A 24,057-nucleotide genomic window follows, 5' to 3' on the forward strand; every position below is an offset into this window, starting at 1 on the left:
CACGACCTCCTCGACAAGGAAGTAGACGGAACATGGCCGAGCATCTGCTCGAGGTCCGCGGCATCGCGAAATCGTTCCCGGGCGTCCGTGCCCTGGACGGCGTGAGCTTCACGCTCGACCGCGGCGAGATCCGCACCCTCGCCGGCGAGAACGGCGCGGGCAAGAGCACCCTGCTGAACATCCTCGGCGGGGCGCTGCGCCCGGACCGCGGCTCGATCACGATCGACGGCGTCCGGCGGATGGAGTACACCTCCCGCCAGGCGCTCGCCGAGGGGGTCCGCATCGCGCACCAGGAGCCGGCCATCGTGCCCCAGCTCACGGTGATGCAGAACCTGCTCCTCGGGCGGACGCGCAAGCAGCGCGCGTCCGCCCAGGACGACATCGACCGGGCCCTCAAGGACGTCCACCTGATGGGATTCCCGATGGAGGCGCGGACGCCGGTCGGCCGGCTCAGCCCGGCGCAGCGGCACGCGCTCACCATCGCCCGGGCCTTCGCGTTCGGCGCGAAGATCGTCGCGCTCGACGAGCCGACGACGAGCATGCTCGAGCACAACGTCGAGGGCGTCCTCACCCGGGTCCGCGAGATCGCCCACGGGCGGGGCGTGGGAGTCATCTACGTCTCGCACAAGATGCCCGAGGTGATGAGCGTGTCGGACACGGTCGTCGTCCTCCGCGACGGCCGGCCCGCCTACGACGCTCCGATCGGCGAGACCTCGTCCGAGGACATCGTGCGGCGGATGGTCGGCCGGGAGCTGCTGTCGTTCGAGCGGCGCCACCCGGTCGCCCCGGACGCCGAGGTGCACTTCGAGGCCACGGGCGTCACCCACCCGAGCGGAGTCGGACCGGAGTCGATCAGCGTCCGCCGCGGCGAGGTCGTCGGCATCGCCGGCCTCGTCGGCTCCGGCCGCACCGAGTTCCTCCGGGCGCTCATCCGCGCCGACGACGGCACCGAGGGGACCGTCCGCCTCGGCGGCCGTCCGCTGCGCATCCGCTCGCCGCGCGACAGCCGCGACGCCGGCATCGCGTTCATCCCCGAGGACCGCAAGCACCAGGGCCTCGTCCTCCAGACCCCGGCCTACGCGAACGTCGCCCTCACCTCCGACCGGCAGCTGAACGGCTTCGGCCCCTTCATCAGCACGAAGCGGCAGATCGAGACGGCGGAGGAGATGGGCCGGCGCATGTCGCTGCGTCCCGCTGACGTCCGCCTCGACGCCCGCCAGTTCTCGGGCGGCAACCAGCAGAAGATCGTGATCGCGAAGTGGATCTGGCTCGGAGCGAGCGTCTTCCTCTTCGACGAGCCGACCAAGGGCGTCGACGTCGGCGGCAAGGTCGAGATCTACGAGCTCATCGATCAGCTGGCATCCGAGGGGCACGCCGTGATCGTCGTCTCGAGCGACCTGCCCGAGATCATCTCCATCAGCGACCGGGTCCTCGTGATGAGGTCCGGGCGCTTCGTCTCCGAGCACGTCGGCGACGACATCACCGAGCACAGCATCGTGGCCAACGCCATGGGCGTGGCGAAAGGAACCTCATGACCTCCCCCGAGACCGGGAGCGTCGCCACCCCGCGCCGGCGCTCCTTCAACCTGCAGGCCTTCGGCATCTACATCGCCGCCGTCGTCCTCTTCGTCATCCTGGGCGTGCTGAACCCCAACTTCCTCACCATCGGCAACCTCCGCGACGTCGCGGTGTCGGCCAGCGTGAACGCCATCATCGGCATCGGCCTGACCTTCGTCATCATCACCGGCGGCATCGACCTGGCCGTCGGCGCCATGGCCAGCTTCGTCGGGATAGTCAGCGCCTCGCTGCTGGTCAACGGCGGCGTGCCCCCGCTGCTCGGGCTCGTGGCCGGCATCGTCCTCGGTCTGGTCTGCGGAGGGATCAACGGCCTGCTGGTGACCAAGCTGAACCTGCCCCCCTTCATCGCCACGCTCGGCACGATGAGCGTGTTCCAGGGAGGCGCCTACGTCGCCACCAACGGCAAGCCGGTCTACGACGTGCCGAAGGAGTTCATCCTCCTGCTCAACAGCTACATCGGAGGCGTGCCCGTCGTGGTCGTGATCGTGGCGGTCGTCGGAGTCGCGGCCTGGCTGCTCCTGCGCAAGACCGTGTTCGGCCAGAACGTGATCGCGGTCGGCGGCAGCGAGGAGACCGCCTGGCTCTCGGGCGTCCGGGTCCACCGCGTCAAGATCGCCGTCTACTGCATCTCCGGCGGGCTCTCGGCTCTCGCCGGCCTGGTCATCGTCGCCCGCATCAACGCCGCGCAGCCGGACGCGGGCAGCCCGTACCAGCTCACCGCTATCGCCGCGGCGGTCATCGGGGGAGCGAACCTGATGGGCGGCGAGGGCCGGATCGCGGGCACCCTGGTCGGCGCGCTGATCCTCGGCGCGCTCACCAACGGCCTGGTGCTGCTGAACGTGCCGAGCTTCTACGAGCAGATCGTCACCGGGCTCGTCGTGCTGATCGCGGTCACGCTCGACCAGGGCAGCAAGGGCTGGCCGATGCTCTCGAGAGGCCGCAGGAAGAAGCAGGAGGACGTCGCCGCTCCTCCGACCGAGTCGACGCCGTCGGTGAACGCGTGACGGCGCTGACCACCCTCGACGGCGCGCGCGTCCTCGTGACGGGCGGCTGGGGCCTCATCGGGCGGCCCACCGTCGCGGCGCTGGTGGCGGAGGGAGCGGTCGTCACCGTCCTCGACCGCAGCGCCGCGGAGGCCGACCCTGCCGTCCGCACCGTCGTCGGCGACGTGACGGACGAGGCCGTCCTCGCCGAGGCGCTGTCCGGTCAGGACGCGGTCGTCCACCTCGGCGGCTACGCCGGACTCGGGATGGCCGACGCGGTCGAGACCTACCGCGTGAACGCCGTGGGCACCTTCGCGGTGCTCGCCGCGTCCGCGGCGGCCGGAGTCGCCAAGGTCGTCTACGCCTCCAGCATCAACGCGAACGGCTACCCCCTGGGGGCCGAGCAGGCGCTCCCTCCCGTGTTCCCCTACTCCGAGGACGCGGCTCCCCGGATCTCGGACGAGTACTCGCTCTCGAAGCTCGCCAGCGAGGACGCGGCCCGGATGGCGCACGCCGCCTGGGGTCTCGAGCTCACCGGCCTCCGCTTCCCGCTGGTGCGCGACATCACGCTCGAGGGCGGACGGCGGTTCGGAGAGCACCTGCGCGCCGCGCTCGCCGCCGACCCGCGGCGCCAGGCGGCGGAGGGCTTCAGCTACCTCGACGCGGCCGACGCCGCCCGCTCGGTGCTCGCGGCGCTGCTGCACGACACGCCCCCCGCCCCGGGGATCCTCGTCGCCGCTCCGCTCACCTACCTCCGCGGCGACACCGCTCACGCCCTCGACGCGATCGCCCCCGGCGTGCCGCGCGGCGAGCTGCCGGGCCGCTCCGTCGGGCTCGACCTCACGCGCTCCCGCGAGCTGCTCGGCTTCGAGGCCGCGGTGCTGCTCGACGACGTGGCGCCGGACCAGCTCGCCGAGGTCGCCCCGTGACGCTCTCGCTGCTCGGCCTCGGACCCATGGGCGCCCCGATGGCGCGGAACCTCGTCGACGGCGGCGGCCTCATGGTCTGGAACCGCACCCGCGCGAAGGCCGAGCCCTTCGCCGCGCTCGGGGCCCGCGTGGCGGCGACTCCGCGCGAGGCGGCGGCCGACATCACGCTGACGGTGCTGCCGGACCTCGCACAGGTCGAGTCGCTGCTGGCCGGCGAGGACGGCCTGCTCGCCGGCTGGCGCGCGCAGGGCGTCGCGGATCCGGTGCTCGTCGTGCACGGGACCGTCTCGCCCTCGGCGGTCGCCGCGCTCGCCGCCCGTCTCGCCGAGGAGCACGGCGTCCACGTCGTCGACGCCCCGCTCAGCGGCGGCACGGTCGGCGCCCGGGACGCGACCCTCAGCATCATGGTGGGCGGAGAGGCGGAGGCGGTCGCCCGTGTCCTCCCCGTGCTCGCGCGGCTCGGCCGCACGGTCCGCCACCTCGGCCCGAGCGGCGCCGGAGCGACCGCCAAGCTCTGCAACCAGATCGTGGTCGCCGGGACGGTGGCCGTCGTCTCCGAGGCGCTGCTGCTCGCGCGCACCGCCGGACTCGACCCGGAGGTGATGGTGGAGCTGCTGCAGGGGGGCCTCGCCCGCACCACCGTGCTCGAGCAGAAGAGCGCCAAGTGGCTGGAGGACGACTTCGCCGAGGGCGGCAGCGCCCGCAACCAGCTGAAGGACCTCCGCTACGTCCGCGAGGCCGCGGAGGCCGAGGGGGTCGTCCTGCCCGCGATCACCGCCGTGACCGGCCTGTTCGAGAGGATGGTCGCCGACGGCGACGGCGATCTGGACCACACCGGCGTCGTCCGCACGATCGCGCGCCTCGGCGCTCCGACCCCGGGGAGGCACGCATGAGCAGGCTCGTCGTCATCGACGCCCACCACCACCTGACGGATCTCCGCCGCTCCTACCCGTGGCTGGAGGGGCCGGCCGAGCCCTTCCGCTACCACGGCGACGACCGGCCGATCCGCCGCTCCTACAGCGTCGACGACTACCTCGCCGACGCCCGGGAGGTGACGCTCGTCGCCTCCGTGCACGTCGAGAACGGCGCGGCCGACGCGCTCGCCGAGACGGCCTGGATCGACGCCCTCTCCCGCGAGCGCCCGGTGCCGACGGTGCACGTCGCTCACGTGTCGCTCCTGGACGCCGACGCGCCCCGGCAGCTGGAGGAGCACGCCGCCTACTCCGTGACCCGCGGCGTCCGCGACATCCTGAACTGGCATCCGGACCCGGTCTACACGCACCGCGACCGGCCGGGGATCTCGGCCGATCCGGTCTGGCGCGCGCACTTCGCGCGCCTCGAGCCGCTGGGCCTGTCGTTCGACCTGCAGGTGTTCCCCGCGCAGCTGCAGGAGGCGGCCGAGCTCGCCGGCGCCTTCCCCGGCACCGCGATCGTGCTCGACCATCTCGGGATGCCGATCGGCCGCGACTCCGACTCGGTGGACGAGTGGCGGAGGGGGCTGCGCGCCGTCGCGGAGCGCGAGAACACGGTCGTGAAGATCTCGGCGATCGGCACGAACGACCACTCGTGGACCCGCGCATCGATCGCGCCGTTCGTGCACGAGACGCTCGAGGCGTTCGGGCCGGCGCGGACGATGCTCGGCAGCAACTTCCCCGTCGACAGCCTGTACTCGAGCTTCTCCGAGCTGTACACCGCGTTCGACGAACTCACCGCGGCACTGTCCCCGGCGGAGCGGCGCGACGTCTTCGCGGCGACGGCCGACCGCTTCTACCGGATCGGAGCGCCGCTGCCCGAGGTCTGAGGGTGCCGCAGCAGCCGCAGGCCGGTCGCGAGCTGCCAGGCCGTGACGGCGTAGACGGAGGCGCGCTCCCAGACGCCGTCGGGCAGCAGATCGACGCCGGGCACGCGGGTGTCGACCTGCAGCATCAGGAGCGCGAGCAGGCCGACCGCGCCGAGCACGATCCCGAGGGTCCCGACCGCCCACGGGGCACGGCCGCGCCGGGCCGCGGCACCGGCGACGATCGAGGCCGCGTTGCCGCCGACGATCGCCATCGCCGCACCGACCACGTGCAGCCCGCCGATCCCGTTCTGCGCGCTGGCGCTGCTGCCGTGCACGAGACCCACCACGGCGATGCCCACGGCGTAGACCACGGCGAGGGAGAGGAACAGCCGCCGCGATCCGCCCCGCGACGCCCGCACGGTCGCGACGGCGGCGGCGAGGTACAGCGCCCCCTGCAGGAGGAACCCGACGTTCATCACCGCGTGTAGCGGCGAGTCGATCGCGCGCCCCTGGAACACGCCCACCTCGGGCACGCCGAGATCGCTGATGTAGTTCCGCGCGTAGCTGTAGCCCGGGAACGCGGCCGCGGCGACCGCCTCCGCTCCCACGTAGGCGAGCGCGCTCACCACCCACAGCACTCCCGCCCGTCGCGATCCCATGCGCCCATCATCCCCGGGGTCCGGTTCGCAGGTCGCCGCCGCCGCGGCCGGACGGCGGACGGCTCCCCGGCTAGGCTCGCCGCATGCTGCAGGTGCGGGGAGTGTCCGGGCAGGCCGTGCTCCTCCTGCCGGGCGGGGGCGAAGCCGTCGACGGGTTCTTCCCCGGGCTGGTCGAGGGCCTGATCATCGATCCGGGCTGCCGGGTGGTCCTCTACGACCGGCCGGGCACAGCGGGGTCGGAGGTCGCCGGCGGGCTGGCCGACGCCGCCGACGCGATCCACGCCGTGCTGGCCGGCCTCGGGACCGGTCCGGTCGTCGTGGTCGGTCAGAGCCTCGGCGGTGCCGTGGCGATGCTGCTGGCTCGCGACCACCCCGAGGACGTCGCGGGACTGGTGCTCCTCGACCCGACGCCCGTCAACGACGCGGCACTGGCGCGCCAGGTGGAGCGGACGGCCCGGGCGACGGCGGCGCTCTCGAGACTGCCGGGGCTCGGCCGGGCGCTGTCCGCGCTGCTGCGCACGGGCGCCGCCCGGTCGGCGAGGCGCCACGCGATGAGCCCCGCCGCGCGCCGCCGCTCTCGCGATGGCGGACGTCGACCTGCCGGGGCTCGCCTCCGCGGCCGCCGGTCTGGAGCGGGTGGCGCGGGGCTTCGACGAGTCGCAGCTGCCCGCCGTCCCCGCGGCCGTCGTGACCGCGGACCGCAGGCCCGGATCCGCTCTGCATCGCGCGCATCGGCGCGTGGCCGCGGCCCTGGACGCGCCGCTGCTGTCCTGGCCGGGAGCCGTGCACGAGGTGCACCTGAGCCACGAGCGCGAGGTGCTCGAGGTCGCCCGCACGATCGTGCGGGCCGTCGCCTCCGACTAGATCCGGAGCCGGTGCGCCGCCGCCCCGGTCACAGGCTGAACCCGCCGTCGGTCGTGAGCACCTGCCCGACGACCCAGCTGCCCGCCGACGTGGACAGCCACGCGATCAGCTCGGCCGGGTCCGCCGGCGTGCCGACGCGGCCGAAGGGCGTGCTCGCGACGTACTCCTCGAGATCCTCGAGTGACCGGTCGGTGCTCTCAGGGTCCAGGTACCCGGTGTTCACCGGACCGGGATCGATCGTGTTGAGCACGATCCCGAGCTCCAGGAGCTCGGCGGCGACCGTGGCGGTGACGCCGGCGAGTGCGGCCTTGCTCGCGGCGTAGGCGACCTCTCCGCGCATCGCGCCGTGGATCTGCCCGGACGTCATCCAGAACACGTGCCCCTGCGCCTCCGCGTAGGGCCCGGCCCCGACGATCCGGTCGCCGGGCCGGCGGGGTCCGTCGCTGCGCGGTGCCCGGAGCCGCGCGAACTCCGCGGTGAGCAGGAGGGTGGAGCGGGTGTTCACGTCCCAGAACGCGGTGAGCCGCTCAGGCGTCATGTCGAGGATGCTGCCGTCGTCGCCGCTCTTCGCGTGGTTGCAGACGAGGACGTCCAGGCTCCCGGTGAGGGCGGCAGCGGTGGCGATGAGGCCGGGGACGGTGGAGGGGTCGGCCAGGTCAGCGGCGACGTCGGCGAACCGCGCGCCCTCCGTGAGGTGCGCGCGGAGCTCGGACCGCACCGCGTCGAGGTCGTCGCCTCCCCAGGGGAGGTCGAGGTCGTGGGGGCGGTGGTGGTGGACGACGAGGTGCGCACCGAGGGAGGCGAGCTTCGCGGCGACGGCGAATCCGATGCCGCGGCGCCGCGAGACGCCGGTGACGAGAGCGGTCCTGCCCTGCAGGGGGAGGAGTGCGGACACGGGGAGCCTTTCGATCGCGCCCGAGGGGGCCGGAGGAGCGGGCCGGAGGGACGGGATCGGAGAAGCCTCAGCAGCCCTGCAGGAGCCCCACCGTACTGAACCGCTGCTGACTCCCGTCGGGCGGTGCAGCAGGAAGCCTGTCAGGACTGCCGGAAGACCCGCACTCCCCGTCACCGGCACCCACGGCTCCTCCGAGGAGCGCCGAGAGGACCGGGACCGCTCCGAGCGGCCCCGACGTGCGCGTCCTACAGGGGTGCTGCCTCGTCGTCGAGCTCCTCGGCGAGCTCGTCCGCGGTCAGCCGGTCCCCGGCAACAGGTGTGCGGAAGGCGGGCACGTCCTCGTCCTCCTCCGCCGCCGGCTCCGCCTCGGCGGGAGCCGTGTCGGGCTCGATGAGGACGTCGTCGTCGTCGAAGGCGGTGTCTCGAGCGCGATCGTCGTCGCTGGGCTCGTGTGCGGGCAGGAACGGTTCGGCCATGGACATGCCCGGAGCATGCCACCGTCGAGTAGCCGGCGGGTGAACAGGTCGCCTGTCGCCGCCGCTGGACGTCCCGCTCGGCGAGTCGGGCGCCGCCCGGTGCGCCTCGCCGCTCACGGGAGGCCGACGCGGGACTACTCCTCGTCGTCCGCCCGGTAGACCTTCCGGAACGCGTCCTTGCGGGCGATCCTCCCGCCGCGGAACTCGTAGATGTCGCAGCCCCGCGTGACCTGGGGCACGCCGTCGGGGCCGGTCCCGGTGAAGGACCAGGTGGCCGCGCCGCGCGTGCCGGCGATGAGGGGAGAGCCCTCCTCGTGCCGCTCCTGTCCCGTGTCGAAGGCGAGCATGAGCGCGAATCCCTCGCGGACCTGCTCCTTCCCCGTCCAGGTGCGGCCGGGCTCGGGGCCGACGGACGCGCCGTAGACGCAGTCGTCGGTCATGTGGCTCATCAGCGCTTCGAGGTCGTGGCGGGTCCAGGCGTCGCTGAACGCGGCCAGCACCTCGGGCGTCATCTCGCTCGTGCTGGTCTCGGTGGAAGAGGAGTCGTCCATGCGCGGGCCTCGGTCCTTCTGGTCAGTGGACCGTCATCGGTCGCTCTGCGACCGTTGCAGGTCGGCGGCGCCGGTGGCAACGTCCTCTAGCGGTCATGTCCGGAAGCGGACGGACGGTGAACGGCCGACCGCACGACCGGCCTGCCCGGCGATCCGCTGTCCCGGGAGCCGCGCCGCCGTGCGCGGCCGTCAGTCCGACGGAACCGGCGCAGAGGATCGTGACGGTTCTTCCCGGGAGCCGCCTCCGCCGGCTCGTCCGCTTCTCAGCCACGAGCTACGAGAGCAACGCGGTCGTCCGCCGGCGCACCGACGGCTCGATGGAGACCATCGTGCACGACGAGCGGCTGCTCCGGCCGGCTCAGCGCCAGTGGGCGAGCTCGGTGCGGAGGGTCGCTCGGGCGCGGGCGAGCAGCCCGCGGACGGTGGAGGTCGAGAGGCCCAGCTCGTGCGCGATCGCGTCGTAGCTGCGCTGCTCCAGCTGGCGCAGCTCCCAGCAGCGGCGCTGGTTCGGAGGCATCGCGGCGAGCACCCGGTTGGCGTCGGCGGCGAGGGATCCGCAGTGCGCGGCGCGCTCCGGGTCGTCGGCGGCGGAGGCGGGGAACTCGTCGTCCAGCTCGGCTCGCAGCCGCGAGACACTGGAGCGGAGCCGGTCGACGCTGCGGCGGCGGGCGGTCGTGACGAGCCAGCCGGCGATGGTCTCGCCGTCGATCACGCTGTCCACGTGGGTCCACGCCGCGAGGAAGGTCTCCTGCACCACGTCGTCGACGTCGGCGCTGCTGCGGAGGGTGCGCGCGGCCGTCGCGCGGAGCAGTCCGGTGTGCCGGCGGACGATGGTGGCGAACGCCCGGTCGTCGCCCTCGGCGGCGCGGATGACGAGCATCCGGTCCGAGTCGGGCTCGAGCAGCGCGAGCGGCGGCGCGGCGACGGTCGAGGGGCGGGCCCCCGTCGGGCGTGCGGGGGTGGTGATGGTGAGCATGCGGACTCCGGTCGACTTGATGTGTACGCATGATTCGGAGGCGCGCTCCCGCCCGGTTTCCCGAGGCGCGGCCCCAGTGGGAGGGGCAGGTCTGTCCGGTTTCCGGGGACGTCAGCGCCGCCGCGACCACCAGCGGCGGGGCCGCTCCGGCTCGGCGGCCGCCCGTGCCTCGGCCGCGGCGGTGCGCGCAGCCCGCCGCTCGGACCAGGCGGCGACCTCCTCGTCGACGGCCCGGAGCGGAGTGACGACGGGCGGCCCGCCCAGCAGCTGTCGGCGCGCCTCGATCACCCGCGTGTTGAAGTCGGCGAGCTCGGCGCGCACCTCCTCCTCGCGGTGCAGCCGGTCGAGGCGCTCGTCGAGCGCGCGGTCCTCGGAGCGGAGGAGGAAGGCGGCCGGGCCGATCCCCGTGAGGTTCTCGCGCTCGATCTTGCGGCGGATCCACCAGTCCGGGTCGTGGGCCGTGCCCAGGTCCGGGAGCGGCTTCCCCGATCCCGGCAGGTCGTCGAAGTCGCCGCGGCGGACGGCGAGCTGGATGGCCGTCTCGACGAACGCCGCCCGCTCGAGCGGATCCTCCGGCAGGGCGGGCTGCTCCGACTCCTCCTCGCCCGCGGCACCAGCCCGGTACCGGGCGGCCCGCTCCCTCGCATCCGACATCCCTCCACGCTAGATCGGGCCCCTCGACCCGGGCAACCACCCCTCCCGCCGTCTCCGCGGGCGGCGGGGCAGAGGGAGGCGGCGGCTCGACGCACTCGGATCGATGTGCGTAGTATCGATACTCAATATTATCGACGATCGATAAGGAGCACACCATGACGAGCGTCATCCCCAGCGGACCGGTCCGGGAGCGGCCCCGCGTGTTGCGGGTGGCGAGGGCGGTCCTGCTCATCGTCGCCGTCTTCTCCGTGCTCACCGCACTCGTCCAGACCTGGACCGTCACCACCGGGCGCTCCCTGCTGGTCTTCGGCGGAGCGGACGGCCGTCTCCCGCTCCGCATCCTCCCGCAGCTGCTGCAGGCGGAGCCGCGCGAGGGCACCGCGCCCACGCTCGCCGACGCCGCCCTCTCCCTCCGGCTGCTCGGTGCGCTGCCCAGCCTCCTGCAGGCCGTCACGATCGTCCTCGCCACGGTCTTCCTCCTGCGGGTCCTCCGCGGAATCGCGGCCGGGCGCCCGTTCGACCCCTTCGTCCTCGCGAACTGGCGGCGTCTGAGCCTCGCCCTGCTGATCGGAGGAGTGGCGCAGGGCCTCGCCGACACCGCGGCCGGCCTGTACCTCAGCTCCGGCATCGGTCTGCTCTTCGGCACCGGCCGGGTGAACGATGAGCAGCGCGACGCCTTCCTCGGCGGCGACTACCAGGCGCTCGGGACGAACCTTCCGCAGTGGCCGGTCCCCGTCCTGCTCGCCGGAGTGGTGGCCCTCGCCCTGACGGCGGCGTTCCGCGCCGGCGCGAAGCTCGAGCGCGACGTCGACGGCGTTGTCTGAGCCCGCCGACGACGAGAGGCACCGGATCGACTGCCACCTCGGAAAGGTGCTGGCCGAGCGCGGCGTGACCCTCACCGCGCTCTCGGCCCGCACCGGCATCACGATGGCCAACCTCTCCATCCTCAAGAACAACCGCGCCCGCGCGATCCGCTTCACGACGCTGACCCTCATCTGCGACGCGCTGGACTGCACACCGCAGGAGCTGTTCTCGATCCGGCCCGTCGACGAGCGGGCGTAGCGGCGGGCGGACCCGGCAGCGCCCTGCTCACCACGCCACTGCCCGTCATCGGAGCGTCCGTGGACGAGCGCACGATCTCCGTCGACGCGGAGCAGGGGTGCGGGCGCGCTAGTCAGTCCGGCGTCGCCGACGTGGGCGGGATCGGTGCCGAGGCCGACCGCTTCCCGCTGTCCTCTCTGCCGCACGCCGGCATCACCGGAGTCGTGGAGACCGACGGGGACGCCGCGAGGACGGCCGAGGACATCGACGCGGTCGCGGACGACACCGACCACGGATCAGGCCGGTAGTCACGGGCGCGTCGGGGCCCTGATCTACTCGGCGTTGTCGTCGAGGAGTCGCGGCACCGTGCGGACGTCGACGCGCTCCTTGCGGATCGTCTCGGTCGCCGACTGCATGGCGATGATGCGGTCGATCATGACGTGCACCCGCTCGACGGGGACGACCCGGGTGGTGAGGACCGGCTCCTCGGCGTGGAGGACGAGCGTGATCGGTTCCGGAGTCGCGCCCGAGGGCGGATCCTCCGCACCGTCGAAGGTCCCGCGGTCGAGCGGCTCTCGTTCGATGACGAGCTCTTCGCGGCGGAGCGTGACGGTGACCGTCCGCTCCTCCGTGACGACGACCTTCCGGACTCGCAGGCGCTCCGTCGGGGTCCAGACGGTCGTGACGTCGAGGCGCTCCTCGGAGCGGACGACCGTGACCGCCTCCTCCCCGGCGGTCCGAGGTCCGACGTCGCTCATCGGTCGGGGTGTCCGGCGGTCTCGCGGAGCTCGCGGCCGTCTTCGACGTCCTCGGCGTGCTTCTTCGCCTTCTTCTCGCTCTGGCGGGTGTCGCGCGGCGGGAGCTGGATGTGCTCCTCCGCCTCGATGCCGGCCTGCAGCTGGCGGCCGCGCTCGAGCTCGGCGTCGAACTCCGCTCCGAAGAGCAGGGCGAGGTTGGTGATCCAGAGCCAGAGGAGGAAGACGATCACGCCGCCGAGAGCGCCGTACGTCTTGTTGTAGTTGCTGAAGTTGGCCACGTAGAAGGCGAACCCGACGGAGGCGAGCGCCCAGATCACGAGGGCGAGGAGAGAGCCCATGCTGGTCCAGCGGAATTTCGGCTGCCGCACGTTCGGCGACCAGTGGTAGAGCACGGCGACGATCACGACCATGATCGCGATCAGCACCGGCCACTTGACGATCGCCCACACCGTGAGGGCGACGTCGCCCAGCCCGATGGCGTCGCCGATCGTCTGCGCGATCGGACCGCTGAGCACAAGGATGAGCCCGGCGATCACCAGCAGCAGGACGGTGACCACGGTGACGCCGAGCATCGTGGGGCGCAGCTTCCAGATCGGGCGCCCCTCGTCGATCTCGTAGACGCGGTTCATGCCGCGCCCGAACGCACCGACGTAGCCGGAAGCGGACCAGAGCGCGCCGAGGACGCCGGTGGCGAAGGCGAGGCCGGCAGCCGGCGTCGAGGTCAGCTCCTGAAGCGGACCGCGGACGGTGTCGAGGACGTCCGCCGAGACGAAGCCGCCGAGGAGCTCGAGGACCGTGCTGGTCGTGGCCTCGGCCTGCCCGAACAGGCCGAGGATGGACACGATCGCGAGCAGGCCCGGGAAGAGGGCCAGCACGGCGTAGTAGGTCAGCCCCGCGGCGATGTCGGTGCACTGGTCGGCGCCGAACTCGCGGAGCGTCTTCTTGAGGACGTAGCCCCAGGAGCGCTTGGTGACGTCCGTCGGGTCGTCGGGCTTGCGGGAGTCGTCGGGGTCGGGTGCGGTGCGGTCTCGCTCGGTGCTGGTCTGGGCCACGGTCGTCCTCGGTCTGCTCGCGCGGGAAGCGCTCGGGGTGGAGCGGAGAGCGCCGGCAGCAGGAGGCGGAGGGCCTTCTGCTGCCGGCTGGGGGTGTGTCAGAGCGAGTCGCGGTCGCGGCGCGGGGTCACGCCGTCGTCCTCGAATTCGATCTCCTCGTGACGGACGTCCTCGGTGACCTGCTGCTGCTCGGTCACGGTCTCGGTGCCGAGCGAGACGCGCTCGACGGGCACGGTCTCCTTGGCGGTGACGACGCGCTCCTCGCCGAGCACGACCTCGTGCTCCTCCTCGCTGAGGTCGGGGCCCGCGGTCGCGTCGCCGATGGTGGCGTCGGTGATCGGCTCGCGGACGACGCGGACTTCGTCATGGCTGACGGGGACCGTGACGGTCTGCTGCTCGGTGACGACGTGCTTGCGCAAGCGGGCGCGGCCGGCCTCGACGCGCTCGGTCCCGACGTGGAGCTGCTCCTCGGAGCGGGTCATCGCGTCGTCCGTGGTGGGTCCGGAGGTGTCGTGGCCGACGCTCGTGTCGACGCCGGTCGTGGCGGAGCGGGTGCCGTCGGCACCGGGAGTGACTCCGCCGAAGCCCGCCGCGCTGTCGACGTCGCCGGTCTCGGGGACGGAGGCTGCGCCGGAGAGGTTGTAGTAGCGGTAGAGCTCGGCCTCCTCGTCCTCGGTGAGGGATCCGTCGGCGTCGATGCGCGGCGCGTCCTTCACGAAGCTCTTGTCGTAGGCGACCGTGAGGCGGTCGCCCGCGAGGTCCGCGCCCTCGAGCGGGACGAAGGACTCCGAGGTGCCGAAGAGGCCGGTGCGGACGGTCGCCCACACGGGGGCACCGCTCTCGTCGGACAGGTAGACCTGCTCGACGGAGCCGATCTTGTCGCCGTCGGAACCGTGGACGGTCGCGCCGTAGATGCTGTCGATGTTCGTGCTGTCGATCATGGGACTTCCTTCATCTCGAGAGTGTCGGGGTCGTCGAGAACGACGAGGAGTATCGGGGGAGCGGAGACGCTCGGCCGGCGGCTCGCGGTGCCGTGCTCACGGTCGACGGTATGAGCGCAGGGTGGAGTTGGCAGGACGGTTGACAGTTCCCCGGGTCGGTCGACATCCTGCGCTGAACCCCGAGCAGGGGGCAGAAGACGACGACCGCTGAGAGAGCGGGCAGATCGAACGAGAGGACGGTCCCCGCTCGTCACTTGACGGCGTCAGCGTCCTCGGCGGGGCGGAGACGTGTCGTGAGGCGTCGGACGCAGGTCGCGGATCCCGACCGTGTCAGCCGCTCCACTCGGAGAAGCTGCTGTCGAAGTCGATGGGCGACGTGAGGTCGTCGTCGTCGCCGCTGTCGTCGGCCAGGACGACGTGCTCGATGAAGACGGGCACCCCCGGTGTGATGAGCGCCGAGACCGGTTCCCGATGCAGCCCGGGGATCCCGATCATGCCGCCGCCCGAGCGGGCAGCGTCCTCGATCGCACGCTCGAAGTCTCCGAGGTCCGTCTCCTCGGGGAGGTAGAAGTGCCTGGTGCCGATGGTCAGTTCGAGTAGTCGCACGGTTCTCCCTCGTTCTGCCGCTTGCTCCACGGTAGGCACGCGGCATCACCGCTGAGCAGGGCCTTGCCCGGAGACGGGGGCACGTGCGACAGGACAGTCACGGCTGCAGGGACTCGGCGTTGCGGTCGTCACCGGTCGTGTGCGTTCCCTGCCTCAGGCGCCGGCGCCGCCGTCGACGGGCACGATGGCACCCGTCACGGCCGAGGCGCGGTCACTCAGGAGGAAACCGGCGACTTCGGCGACTTCGAGGGCGGTCGCCATGCGGCCGATGGGGCTGGCCGCAGTGCTCGCGTCGATGACGCCCGGCGTCTTCTTCTCCCACTCGTCCATCATCTCCGTCGCGGTTCCGCCCGGCATGACGCCGTTGACGCGGATGCCTTCCGCGGCCCAGGTCACAGCCGCGGTCTCGGTGATGCTGTTCAGTGCTCGCTTCATCGCGCCGTACGCGGGCAGGGGCGGGACGGCGCGGCGGCTGCCGATGCTGGAGGTGTTGACGATCGCACCGCCTCCGGACTTCCGCATGAGGGCTGCTTCGGCGACCATCGCGACCCAGTGAGCGCGGAAGTTCACCGCGAACTGCTCGTCGATGTCGTCGTCGGAAGTGGTGTCGAGGGGACCGATGCTCTGCTGATTCACGCCGGCGTTGTTGAAGGCGCCGTCGAGGCGTCCGTGGAGCTTGTCGACGTGGTCCACGGCGGCGCGGATGCTCGCCCGGTCGGCGAGGTCCATGGTGACGGCGTCAGCGGTGCCGCCCTGACCGCGGATCTCGTCGACGATCGAGCCGAGCGCTCCGGTGCTGCGCGCCGCCAGCACGACAGCGGCACCTTCGCCGGCGAAGAGACGAGCGGCTGCGGCGCCGATACCGCGGCTGGCTCCAGTGATGAAGACGACCTTCCCGGTCAGCAGGCCGACCGGTGGGGATTCATTGGTGTGTGTCATACGAACACCGTCGCCGCCCGAAGAATCCGCATCCAGGCACGAACGGTACGAGGATGCGTCGTCGGCTCGGGCGCACACTGGGGGCATGGACAAGGGTGAGCTCGCAGCATTCCTCAGGAGTCGCCGCGAGCGTCTTCGGCCGGAAGACCTCGGACTGCCATCGGGACCCCGCCGCAGGACACCGGGACTGCGGCGGGAGGAGATCGCCGTCCTGGCGCACATCTCCACCGAGTACTACGCCCGTCTCGAACAGGGCCGCGCTCCTCGGCCTTCGGATGTCGTCCTCGGCGGCATCGCTGGTGCTCTGCGTCTCACGTCCGAGGAGTCCGATCACCTGCACCGGCTCGCCGGCACCGCTCCGACCCCGTCGGGTCGTCACCGTCGCGACGTTCGACCGAGCGTCCTCGCGCTCCTCGAACGACTCCCGCATACCGCCGGCATCGTCCTGTCCGCCACCTTCGAGGTGCTCGCGTGGAACGAGCTCGCAGCAGCCCTGATGGAGGACTTCTCGTTACTGACGCCGCTCGACCGCAACCTCGCGAGGAGGACCTTCCTCGCCGCAGAGCAGCCATCGGAGGCGATCTACGGCATCTCGGACGAGATCGCGTTCCAGGAGGGCGTCATGCAGCTCCGCACCGCTCGAGCCACGTACCCCTCGGACCCCGTCGTCGCGGAACTGATCGACGACCTGCAGACCGGCAGCGCCGTGTTCGCACGGCTCTGGGAACGGCACGACGTTCAGACGCCGCCACCCCTGCGGAAGACGTTCGGCCGTACACCGGTCGGGGCGATCACCGTCGACTGCGACGCCCTCGCCATCACCGAACGCGACCAGCACCTCGTGCTCTACACCGCGCCGGCGGGCTCGCGCGACGCCGAGAACCTCGCCTTGCTGGCGGTCATCGGCTCCGAGCCGCTCACCGCCCGACGTGACCTCTCGTAGAGGTGGGCCGCGGCGTCAGGCCCCGGCCGCGCGGCGGACCAGCTCGGTGACGGCGGCGCGCGTCTCGTCGTCGGCGGAGACGAGCGCGTAGGCGGTCGGCCAGATCGCGCCGTCGTCGAGCTGCGCACCGTCCTGGAAGCCGAGGGTCGAGTAGCGCGTGCCGAACTTCGCGCCGGGCTGGAAGAAGACGATCGCCTTGCCGTCGGAGCGCGCGTAGGCCGGGAAGCCGTACCAGGTCTTCGGCAGGAGGTCGGGAGCGGTCTCGCCGACGACCTCGTGGAGCATCTGGGCGATCGGGCGCTCCTCGTCGGTCATCGCGGCGATCGCGGCCTCCGCGTCCCTGCGGTCGGCGTCGGCCTTGTCGGCGCTCTTCTGCCGCTTCGCCTCGGCCCGCAGCTCGGCCGCGCGCTGCTTCATCGCCGCGCGCTCGTCCTTCGAGAAACCGTCTTCGGAGGCCATGTCCGCTTGTCCCGTCCGTGTGCGGCTCCCGGGTCCTGGGAGCATCCCCGCACATCGTGGCACCGTGCGCGGGCCCGCACAACGGCGGGATCCGGCGCATCCGTCCGCCGCGGAAGCCCAGACTCCGCGGATAGCGTGGACGGATGCGCCTCCTCCTGATCCGCCACGGCCAGACACCCTCCAACGTGGCCGGGCTCCTCGACACCCGCATCCCCGGACCCGGGCTCACCGAGCTCGGCCGCACCCAGGCCGGGGCGCTTCCCGGTCAGCTCGCCGGCGAGGGGATCGGCGCTCTGTTCGTCTCGACGATGGTCCGCACCCACGAGACGGCCGCTCCGCTCGCCGCGGCACTCGGGCTCGAGCCGATCGAGCGCGACGGCATCCGCGAGGTCGCGGCAGCGGGGCTGGAGATGCGCGGCGACGAGGCGGCGGTCGAGGAGTACATGGGCACGGTCTTCCGCTGGGCCGGCGGCGAGACGTCGATCCGGCTCGCGGGCGGCGAGACGGGGGACGAGTTCGCGGCGCGCTACGACGCGGTGGTGGCGGAGGCGGAAGCGCTCGGGCACGAGGTCGTCGCGCTGGTCAGCCACGGCGCGGCCATCCGCTGCTGGGCGGGTCTGCGCTCCCTCGATCTCGATGCGCGCTTCATCGCCGACCACCTGCTCGACAACACCGGCGTCGTCGTCCTCGAGGGCTCGGGCGGCGCGTGGACGCTCGTGTCCTGGCAGGGCGAGCCCCTCAGCGGAGTCGGTGCCGCCGCCCCCTCCGGCCCGGCGGGCGAGACCACCGTCTGAGCCGCGCCCGCTTCCGCTCCTCCCCACGGGATCTCGATACGCGGGCGGTGCCCGCTGGTCGATCAGCACAGGTGTGGGCGTGCGCCCTTCTCGCTGGTCGAGCAGCCGCGCAGCGGCGTACCGAGACCCGCCCCTCCGAGCGCCGCGGGCCGCGCCAGGACGGTAACGATCGTGCAACACTCCGGAAAGCACCTCCGACCGGCACATTCAGACATGTCGATCGCGTCGTCGCCGCCCCCGGACCCGCCTCCGCAATTGTCCGACGTTTGCCCCTCGGCGCCTCCGCGGCTACCGTGGTCGGCGGTCCTCACGGGCCCCGATGAACCGGTCCGCGCTCGCACGGCGTCCCCCCAGGACGCGCCGCGATCGTACGGTCAACGGGAGTGGAGGCGGCCCCGAGGCCGCCTCGGACGCTCTCGCCTCCACCCCCTGCTGCGTTGAGCGGCGGGACGCACGCGGAGGCTCGACGCACGGCTGTCCCACGCTCCCGACCCGGCACCACGAGATGAGCGCAGGGCGTCGTCCCTGCGCGCCGACGGAGTGTACGTGCACCAGAACCAGCAGACCATCAGCGAGCCCCGGAGCGAGGCGGGCGCCGATCCGGCGACACCCGCTCTCGAGGCCCGCCACCTCTTCAAGGTGTTCGGCCGGAAGCCCGACGAGGTCGTCCGCCGACTGGGCGAGGGCGTCGACCGCGGCGAGCTCGCCGGACTCGGCACGGCCGCGGTGATCGACGCGTCCTTCACCGTGCGCCGCGGCGAGATCTTCGTCGTGATGGGCCTCTCCGGCTCCGGGAAGTCCACGCTCATTCGCATGCTGAACGGGCTCCAGGAGCCCTCCGCGGGCGAAGTCCTGATCGAGGGCTCCACCATCACCGGCGTCTCCGAGGCAGAGCTGCGCCGCGTGCGGCGCTCATCGGTGTCGATGGTGTTCCAGCACTTCGCGCTCCTCCCGCACCGCACCGTGCTCGACAACGTCGCCTACCCGCTCGAGATCCAGGGCGTCCCCGCGGCCGAGCGCCGCGAGCGGGCGATGCTCGCGGTGGAGCGCGCCGGCCTCGCCGGCTGGCACGAGAAGATGCCCGACGAGCTCTCCGGCGGCATGCGCCAGCGCGTCGGCCTCGCCCGGGCGCTCGCCGCCGACACCGACATCGTGCTGATGGACGAGGCGTTCTCGGCGCTCGACCCGCTGATCCGCCGCGAGATGCAGGAGCAGCTGATCGAGCTGCAGCACGAGCTCGGCAAGACCATCGTCTTCATCACCCACGACCTCAACGAGGCCATGTTCCTCGGCGACCGCATCGCCGTGATGCGCGACGGCCGCATCGTCCAGATCGGCACTCCGGAGGAGATCCTCACCGACCCGGCGAACGACTACGTCGCCCAGTTCGTGCAGGACGTCGACCGCGCCCGCGTGCTCACCGCCTCCGCCGTGATGGAGCCCGCCCGCTCCGTGGTCACCCTGGCCGCGGGGCCCCGCGCGGCTCTGCGGAGCATGCGCGACCTGCAGACCTCGGCCGCCTTCGTGGTCGGCGGCGGGCGCCGCCTGCTGGGCACGGTCCGCGACCGCGACGTGATCGAGCAGGTGCGCCGGAGCGCGGGCGACCTCTCGGCGGTCCTCACCTCCGACGTCGTCACCGTCGGCCCGGACACCGCCCTCAGCGAGGTCATCGAGCCCGCCGTCGAGTCGGCGCTGCCGGTCGCCGTGGTCGACGCCGACGGGCGTCTGCTCGGGGCGATCCCGCGGGTGACCCTGCTCGCGGCGCTCGGCAACGTGCCCGCCCACACGGGCGAGCACCCGGTGATCGAGCCGCCCGCCACCGTCTCCACCGAGGTCGTCACCGCGACCCTGCACGCGACCGGAGGCCCCGTCGAGGACGCCGTCCTCGCGACGGACGGGGGCGCACGATGACCGATCTCGGCTTCCGCCTCCCGCTCGGCGCCCTCGCCGAGGGCGCCGTCGACGTCCTCACGCAGACCTTCCAGCCGGTCTTCGACCTGCTGCGCACCGTCTTCGGCGCTCTCTACTCCGGCGTCGACCTCGTCCTCGCGACGCCGCCGTTCTGGGTGATCGTCGCCTTCCTCGCCGTGCTGGCCTACGCCGTCCGCGGATGGGTCTTCGCGGCCGGCACCGCCGTGGGGCTCCTGCTGATCGTGGGGGTCGACCAGTGGGAGAACGCGATGGACTCCCTCGCGCTGGTGCTCGTCGCCTCCGTCATCGCCATCGCGCTGAGCGTGCCCCTGGGCGTGCTCGCCGCCCGCAATCGCACGGCCTCCGCCGTCATCCGGCCCGTCCTCGACCTGATGCAGACGATGCCGGCCTTCGTCTACCTGATCCCGGCGCTGATCCTGTTCCGGGTCGGAGTGGTGCCGGGCATCGTCGCGACCATCGTGTTCGCGATGGCGCCGGGCGTCCGGCTCACCGAGCTGGGCATCCGCGGCGTCGACCCGGAGCTCGTCGAGGCGGGGGAGTCGTTCGGCTCCTCGAAGTGGCGGATCCTCCGCCAGATCCAGCTGCCGCTCGCGCTGCCCTCGATCCTGGCGGGCCTCAACCAGGTCATCATGCTCTCGCTCTCGATGGTCGTCATCGCGGGCATGGTCGGTGCCGGAGGACTGGGCGGCGACGTCGTCGCGAGCCTCAACCGGATCGATGTCGCGCTCGGCTTCGAGGCGGGCGTCTCCGTGGTGATCCTCGCGGTCGTCCTCGACCGGATGACCGGCGCACTGGGCTCGCCCTCGCCGGCGAGGGTCGCCCGGGCGAAGAACCGCCGCGCCGTCGTGGCGACCCGCTCGGCCGTCGGCGTCGTCTCCCTCGGCCTGGTCGCGTCCCTCGGGGCCGCCGCCCTCGCCGCTCCCGCGACCGCCGCTTCCGTCGACAACGGCGACCGCACCGACGTGACCGTCGCGGTGTTCCAGGGCTGGGACGAGGGGATCGCCGTCTCCGCTCTGTGGGAGGCGGTGCTCGAGGAGCAGGGCTACGACGTGACCCTGCAGAACGCCGACGTCGCCCCCGGCTTCCAGGGCCTCTCGACCGGCGACTACGACCTCGCCCTCGACACCTGGCTGCCGCTCACCCACGCCCGGTACGTCGAGCAGTACGGCGACTCGATCGTCGACCTGGGCGCATGGAACGACGAGGCGAAGCTGACCATCGCGGTCAACGAGGAGGCCCCGATCGACTCCCTCGAGGAGCTCGCCGCCGACCCGGGCGTCGTCGGGAACCGCCTCATCGGCATCGAGCCCGGCGCCGGTCTCACCAAGACGACGACCGAGGACGTGATCCCCGGCTACGGCCTGGAGGGGATGGACTACCTCACCTCGTCGACCCCGGCCATGCTGCAGGAGCTGTCGAGCGCGACCGCCGCGGGCGAGAACATCGCCGTCACGCTCTGGCGCCCGCACTGGGCCTACGACGCGTTCCCGGTCAAGGACCTCGAGGACCCGAAGGGCCTGCTGGGCCAGGCGGAGGGGATCCACTCCTTCGGCTCGGCCGCGTTCGACGCGGACTACCCGACGATGAGCCGCTGGATCCGCGACTTCCGGATGGACTCCACGACGCTCTACTCGCTCGAGAACGCGCTGTTCAACGACGGGGCCGACGACCGCTCCGCAGCACTGGCCGCGTGGATGGACGAGAACCGGGAGTACGTCGACACGCTGATCAGCTGATCACCGTCGCAACGAAGGCCGAGCGGCCGGAGTCCTCGTCTCGAGGGCTGCTCCGGCCGCTCGGCCTTCGTTGTGCAGGGCGTCAGGCGCTGACCCGGCGTCCCGCGGTGGCGCGGACGAGGAGGGTGACCACCAGGACGACCGCGGCGGCGACCAGCGCGGCGATCCCGGCCGGGACCGAGACGAGCTCGCCGGCGAAGCGACCGACGGCGACCCAGGAGAGTCCCCAGACGAGCGAGAGCATCGGGGCGATGCGCCCACGGCCGGTGACCGCGATCAGGAGTCCGACGAGCGCGGCGACGGCGAGGACGACGACGGCCCAGACCGCGGCGCCCGGACCGTCCGCGCTGCCGACTCCCGCGCCGACGAGCCCGGCGGTGACGTTCGCGGCCGTGGCCACGCACACCCAGCCGAGGTAGAGCCCGAAGGTGCCGTCCGTCACGATCGCGTCGACCACGCCGGCCGAGCGGGTGGTGCGCAGGATCACGAAGATGCGCGCGAGCACGGCGAGCAGCAGGGCGATCACGACGACGCTGAGCGTCAGGAAGCCTGCCTGGACGACCAGGATCCACGCGGCGTTGAGAAGGAGGCTCGCGGCGGCCCAGTAGCCCAGCCGGCGGTGGCGGGTGCGGGTGGTCTGCGACGGGAGGAACTGCCAGATCGCGTAGGCGATGAGCCCGGTGTAGATGACACTCCAGATCGCGAAGGCGGGGCCGTCCGGAGCGACGGGAGTGGAGGACGCGGTGAGGGCGCCGCCGGCCGCGTTCTGGATCTGGGTGCCGCCGGCGGCGCCTGAGCCGATGAACGAGCCGATGAGGGCGAGCACCGCGCTCACGGCGACGACGATCTGCCGGATCCGGTCGGCGCGGTCGGGGGTACGGGTGGTGCTCATGTCGCTCCTCCATTAGTCAGCTGGCTGAGTAATGAGAGTAGCGCGAATCCGTTCCCCGTCCACGGGGGCTTGCGGCGCGGCCCCGGCCCTGGATGTGGGCCGGGGCCGGATACTCAGGCCCGGGCGGCCGCGTACTGCTCGCGGATCACCGGGCGGTGATCCGGCGCGGGCTCGGCCACCGAGGTGACGGTCCAGGTCGGACGCGATCCGGTCAGCGCCCAGGCGGCCTGCACGGCGGCGCCGTCGGCCACGTACTCGCCGGGCGTCGGCACCTGCACGGGCACGTCGAACACCTGCGAGGCGGCGAGCTGCACGGCGCGGTTCTGCGCGGCGCCGCCGATGAGGAGGATGCGCCGCGCCTCCACTCCCTGCGCGCGCACCGCGTCGAGGCCGTCGGCCAGTCCGCAGAGCATGCCCTCGATCGCCGCGCGAGCCAGGTTCGGCCGCGTGGTCGAGGCGATGGTCATCCCGTGCAGACTCGCGGTCGCGTCCGGCAGGTTCGGCGTGCGCTCGCCCTCGAAGTAGGGCACGAGCACGAGGCCGTCGGCGCCCGGCTCCGCCTCGAGCGCCAGTGCGGCGAACTCGTCGAAGTCGCTGCCGAGCAGGGTCGCGGTCGAGGCCAGCACGCGCGCGGCGTTGAGCGTCGCGACCAGCGGCAGGAAGCGCCCGCTCGCATCGGCGAAGCCGGCGACGGTCCCGGAGGCGTCGCGCACCGGGTCGTCGGTGACCGCGAAGACGGTGCCGCTCGTGCCGATGCTGACGACCACGTCGCCGGGGCCGGCGCCGAGGCCGAGCGCGGCGCCCGCGTTGTCGCCCGCGCCGGGGCCGACGACGAGTCCGCCCTCGGTGCGGCCCGCCTCCTCCGAGGGGCCGAGCACGCGGGGGAGCAGCGGGCGGTGGCCGAGCGCGCGCTCGAGGAGGTCGAGGTCGTAGCCGTCCGCTCCCCAGTACGAGGTGCCGGAGGCGTCGGACCGGTCGGTCGTGAGCGCGTCGAGCCGCGGGCCACGGGCGGAGTCGGGGCCGTAGCCGAGCAGGCGCCAGGTCAGCCAGTCGTGGGGGAGCGCGACGGCGGCCACTCGCGCGGCGTTCTCGGGCTCGGCGTCGCGCAGCCAGCGGAGCTTGGTGGCGGTGAAGGAGGCGACCGGCACCGATCCGGTCCGCTCCGCCCAGGCCTCGGCCCCGAGCTCCTCGATGAGCGCGGCGGCGGCGGGTGCGCTGCGGGTGTCGTTCCAGAGCAGAGCGGGGCGGATGACGACGCCGCTCTCGTCGAGGACGACCATGCCGTGCTGTTGGCCGCCGACCGAGATCGCGGCGACGTCGTCGAGTCCACCGGCGTCGGCGAGGGCGAGCTGCAGCGCCTCCCACCAGGCGGCCGGGTCGACCTCGGTGCCGTCCGGGTGGCTCGCCCGGCCGGTGCGCACCACGGCGCCGGTGTCGAGGTCGCGGACGACCACCTTGCAGCTCTGGGTCGACGAGTCGATCCCTGCGACCAGCGTCATCGCCGTCACCTTTCGTTCGCGGGGGAGAGGTCGTCTCCACGGAATGCAGGAGAACGGACGAGATCCCGTGCCGCGGCAGGGGATCTCGTCCGTCTCAGGGGATCTCGCGAAATTTCGCGAG

The 24,057-nt window shown here is 72.6% G+C and carries 27 protein-coding genes; 13 read left to right on the plus strand and 14 right to left on the minus strand.

Going from position 1 to position 24,057, the window contains the following annotated elements:
• The first annotated feature begins 32 nt into the window (after nt 1-32).
• Genes GSU45_RS04550 through GSU45_RS04570 form a run of 5 tightly spaced genes read left to right on the plus strand, consistent with a single transcriptional unit; the run spans nt 33 to nt 5,290 of the window.
• Nucleotides 33-1,535, plus strand: coding sequence for a sugar ABC transporter ATP-binding protein (locus GSU45_RS04550; protein WP_159913078.1), 1,503 nt, complete (start codon nt 33-35; stop codon nt 1,533-1,535).
• Complete coding sequence (locus GSU45_RS04555; protein WP_159913080.1) at nt 1,532-2,581, plus strand: ABC transporter permease; 1,050 nt, start codon at nt 1,532-1,534, stop codon at nt 2,579-2,581. The genes GSU45_RS04550 and GSU45_RS04555 overlap by 4 nt, the downstream gene beginning before the upstream one ends.
• Nucleotides 2,578-3,489 carry an NAD(P)-dependent oxidoreductase gene (locus GSU45_RS04560; protein WP_159913082.1) on the plus strand — a complete coding sequence of 304 codons (912 nt, stop codon included), beginning with the start codon at nt 2,578-2,580 and terminating at the stop codon, nt 3,487-3,489. Before GSU45_RS04555 ends, GSU45_RS04560 begins: the two co-directional genes overlap by 4 nt.
• Nucleotides 3,486-4,382, plus strand: a complete 897-nt coding sequence (locus GSU45_RS04565) for an NAD(P)-dependent oxidoreductase (protein WP_244248214.1) — start codon at nt 3,486-3,488, stop codon at nt 4,380-4,382. The genes GSU45_RS04560 and GSU45_RS04565 overlap by 4 nt, the downstream gene beginning before the upstream one ends.
• Nucleotides 4,379-5,290: an amidohydrolase family protein gene (locus tag GSU45_RS04570; protein WP_159913084.1), complete on the plus strand. Its 912-nt coding sequence runs from the start codon at nt 4,379-4,381 to the stop codon at nt 5,288-5,290. The genes GSU45_RS04565 and GSU45_RS04570 overlap by 4 nt, the downstream gene beginning before the upstream one ends.
• On the opposite strand, the gene GSU45_RS04575 is transcribed toward GSU45_RS04570, so the two are convergent.
• Nucleotides 5,257-5,928, minus strand: a complete 672-nt coding sequence (locus GSU45_RS04575) for a DUF998 domain-containing protein (RefSeq protein ID WP_159913085.1) — start codon at nt 5,926-5,928, stop codon at nt 5,257-5,259. The genes GSU45_RS04570 and GSU45_RS04575 overlap by 34 nt on opposite strands.
• Before the next feature lie 582 nt (nt 5,929-6,510).
• Here GSU45_RS04575 and GSU45_RS17110 point away from each other — a divergent pair.
• The gene (locus GSU45_RS17110) at nt 6,511-6,792 is read left to right on the plus strand and encodes a hypothetical protein (protein ID WP_208543491.1); all 282 of its coding nucleotides are present in this window, start codon (nt 6,511-6,513) and stop codon (nt 6,790-6,792) included.
• A 28-nt stretch (nt 6,793-6,820) separates the two neighbouring features.
• Here the strand turns inward: GSU45_RS17110 and GSU45_RS04585 are convergent, their stop codons facing one another.
• The 5 genes from GSU45_RS04585 to GSU45_RS04605 form a co-directional block, all read right to left on the minus strand.
• On the minus strand, nt 6,821-7,687 hold the full coding sequence (locus GSU45_RS04585; protein ID WP_244248215.1) for an SDR family oxidoreductase: 867 nt from the start codon (nt 7,685-7,687) through the stop codon (nt 6,821-6,823).
• A 245-nt stretch (nt 7,688-7,932) separates the two neighbouring features.
• Complete coding sequence (locus GSU45_RS04590) at nt 7,933-8,169, minus strand: hypothetical protein (protein ID WP_159913087.1); 237 nt, start codon at nt 8,167-8,169, stop codon at nt 7,933-7,935.
• A gap of 128 nt (nt 8,170-8,297) precedes the next feature.
• Nucleotides 8,298-8,714 (minus strand): nuclear transport factor 2 family protein, encoded by a 417-nt coding sequence (locus GSU45_RS04595; RefSeq protein ID WP_208543492.1) that lies wholly within the window; start codon nt 8,712-8,714, stop codon nt 8,298-8,300.
• Nucleotides 8,715-9,072: 358 nt separating this feature from the next.
• Nucleotides 9,073-9,690 carry a sigma-70 family RNA polymerase sigma factor gene (locus tag GSU45_RS04600; RefSeq protein WP_159913089.1) on the minus strand — a complete coding sequence of 206 codons (618 nt, stop codon included), beginning with the start codon at nt 9,688-9,690 and terminating at the stop codon, nt 9,073-9,075.
• A gap of 111 nt (nt 9,691-9,801) precedes the next feature.
• Nucleotides 9,802-10,344, minus strand: a complete 543-nt coding sequence (locus GSU45_RS04605; RefSeq protein ID WP_159913091.1) for a DUF1992 domain-containing protein — start codon at nt 10,342-10,344, stop codon at nt 9,802-9,804.
• Between the two features lie 155 nt (nt 10,345-10,499).
• Between GSU45_RS04605 and GSU45_RS04610 the strand changes: the two genes are divergently transcribed.
• The 3 genes from GSU45_RS04610 to GSU45_RS04620 are packed head-to-tail and all read left to right on the plus strand — an operon-like array spanning nt 10,500 to nt 11,693.
• Nucleotides 10,500-11,168, plus strand: coding sequence for a hypothetical protein (locus GSU45_RS04610; RefSeq protein WP_159913093.1), 669 nt, complete (start codon nt 10,500-10,502; stop codon nt 11,166-11,168).
• Entirely contained in the window at nt 11,161-11,406 is a 246-nt protein-coding gene (locus tag GSU45_RS04615) for a helix-turn-helix transcriptional regulator (RefSeq protein WP_159913095.1), read from the plus strand. The genes GSU45_RS04610 and GSU45_RS04615 overlap by 8 nt, the downstream gene beginning before the upstream one ends.
• 59 nt (nt 11,407-11,465) lie before the next feature.
• The gene (locus GSU45_RS04620; RefSeq protein WP_159913097.1) at nt 11,466-11,693 is read left to right on the plus strand and encodes a hypothetical protein; all 228 of its coding nucleotides are present in this window, start codon (nt 11,466-11,468) and stop codon (nt 11,691-11,693) included.
• Between the two features lie 24 nt (nt 11,694-11,717).
• Here GSU45_RS04620 and GSU45_RS04625 read toward each other — a convergent pair whose 3' ends face one another.
• From GSU45_RS04625 to GSU45_RS04645, 5 genes are all read right to left on the minus strand, one after another.
• Complete coding sequence (locus tag GSU45_RS04625; RefSeq protein ID WP_159913099.1) at nt 11,718-12,143, minus strand: YsnF/AvaK domain-containing protein; 426 nt, start codon at nt 12,141-12,143, stop codon at nt 11,718-11,720.
• Nucleotides 12,140-13,195, minus strand: coding sequence for a YihY/virulence factor BrkB family protein (locus GSU45_RS04630; RefSeq protein WP_159913101.1), 1,056 nt, complete (start codon nt 13,193-13,195; stop codon nt 12,140-12,142). Before GSU45_RS04630 ends, GSU45_RS04625 begins: the two co-directional genes overlap by 4 nt.
• Before the next feature lie 98 nt (nt 13,196-13,293).
• Nucleotides 13,294-14,136, minus strand: a complete 843-nt coding sequence (locus tag GSU45_RS04635) for a PRC and DUF2382 domain-containing protein (protein ID WP_159913103.1) — start codon at nt 14,134-14,136, stop codon at nt 13,294-13,296.
• Between the two features lie 330 nt (nt 14,137-14,466).
• Complete coding sequence (locus GSU45_RS04640; RefSeq protein ID WP_159913105.1) at nt 14,467-14,742, minus strand: hypothetical protein; 276 nt, start codon at nt 14,740-14,742, stop codon at nt 14,467-14,469.
• Between the two features lie 153 nt (nt 14,743-14,895).
• Nucleotides 14,896-15,681: an SDR family oxidoreductase gene (locus tag GSU45_RS04645; RefSeq protein WP_159913107.1), complete on the minus strand. Its 786-nt coding sequence runs from the start codon at nt 15,679-15,681 to the stop codon at nt 14,896-14,898.
• 85 nt (nt 15,682-15,766) lie between these two features.
• Between GSU45_RS04645 and GSU45_RS04650 the strand changes: the two genes are divergently transcribed.
• The gene (locus tag GSU45_RS04650; protein ID WP_159913109.1) at nt 15,767-16,624 is read left to right on the plus strand and encodes a helix-turn-helix transcriptional regulator; all 858 of its coding nucleotides are present in this window, start codon (nt 15,767-15,769) and stop codon (nt 16,622-16,624) included.
• A 15-nt stretch (nt 16,625-16,639) separates the two neighbouring features.
• On the opposite strand, the gene GSU45_RS04655 is transcribed toward GSU45_RS04650, so the two are convergent.
• The gene (locus GSU45_RS04655; RefSeq protein WP_159913111.1) at nt 16,640-17,083 is read right to left on the minus strand and encodes a hypothetical protein; all 444 of its coding nucleotides are present in this window, start codon (nt 17,081-17,083) and stop codon (nt 16,640-16,642) included.
• A 143-nt stretch (nt 17,084-17,226) separates the two neighbouring features.
• Between GSU45_RS04655 and GSU45_RS04660 the strand changes: the two genes are divergently transcribed.
• The 3 genes from GSU45_RS04660 to GSU45_RS17440 all read left to right on the plus strand — a co-directional run bounded on the left by GSU45_RS04660 (nt 17,227) and on the right by GSU45_RS17440 (nt 21,545).
• The gene (locus GSU45_RS04660) at nt 17,227-17,877 is read left to right on the plus strand and encodes a histidine phosphatase family protein (protein WP_159913113.1); all 651 of its coding nucleotides are present in this window, start codon (nt 17,227-17,229) and stop codon (nt 17,875-17,877) included.
• Between the two features lie 567 nt (nt 17,878-18,444).
• Nucleotides 18,445-19,788, plus strand: a complete 1,344-nt coding sequence (locus tag GSU45_RS04665; RefSeq protein WP_159916880.1) for a glycine betaine/L-proline ABC transporter ATP-binding protein — start codon at nt 18,445-18,447, stop codon at nt 19,786-19,788.
• Nucleotides 19,785-21,545 (plus strand): ABC transporter permease/substrate binding protein, encoded by a 1,761-nt coding sequence (locus GSU45_RS17440; protein WP_159913115.1) that lies wholly within the window; start codon nt 19,785-19,787, stop codon nt 21,543-21,545. The genes GSU45_RS04665 and GSU45_RS17440 overlap by 4 nt, the downstream gene beginning before the upstream one ends.
• 82 nt (nt 21,546-21,627) lie before the next feature.
• On the opposite strand, the gene GSU45_RS04675 is transcribed toward GSU45_RS17440, so the two are convergent.
• Nucleotides 21,628-22,437: a tryptophan-rich sensory protein gene (locus tag GSU45_RS04675; protein WP_159913117.1), complete on the minus strand. Its 810-nt coding sequence runs from the start codon at nt 22,435-22,437 to the stop codon at nt 21,628-21,630.
• Between the two features lie 113 nt (nt 22,438-22,550).
• Complete coding sequence (gene xylB / locus GSU45_RS04680) at nt 22,551-23,936, minus strand: xylulokinase (protein ID WP_159913119.1); 1,386 nt, start codon at nt 23,934-23,936, stop codon at nt 22,551-22,553.
• Nucleotides 23,937-24,057: the final 121 nt, after the last annotated feature.

This window comes from Rathayibacter sp. VKM Ac-2801 (assembly GCF_009834245.1).
Lineage (GTDB): Bacteria > Actinomycetota > Actinomycetes > Actinomycetales > Microbacteriaceae > Rathayibacter.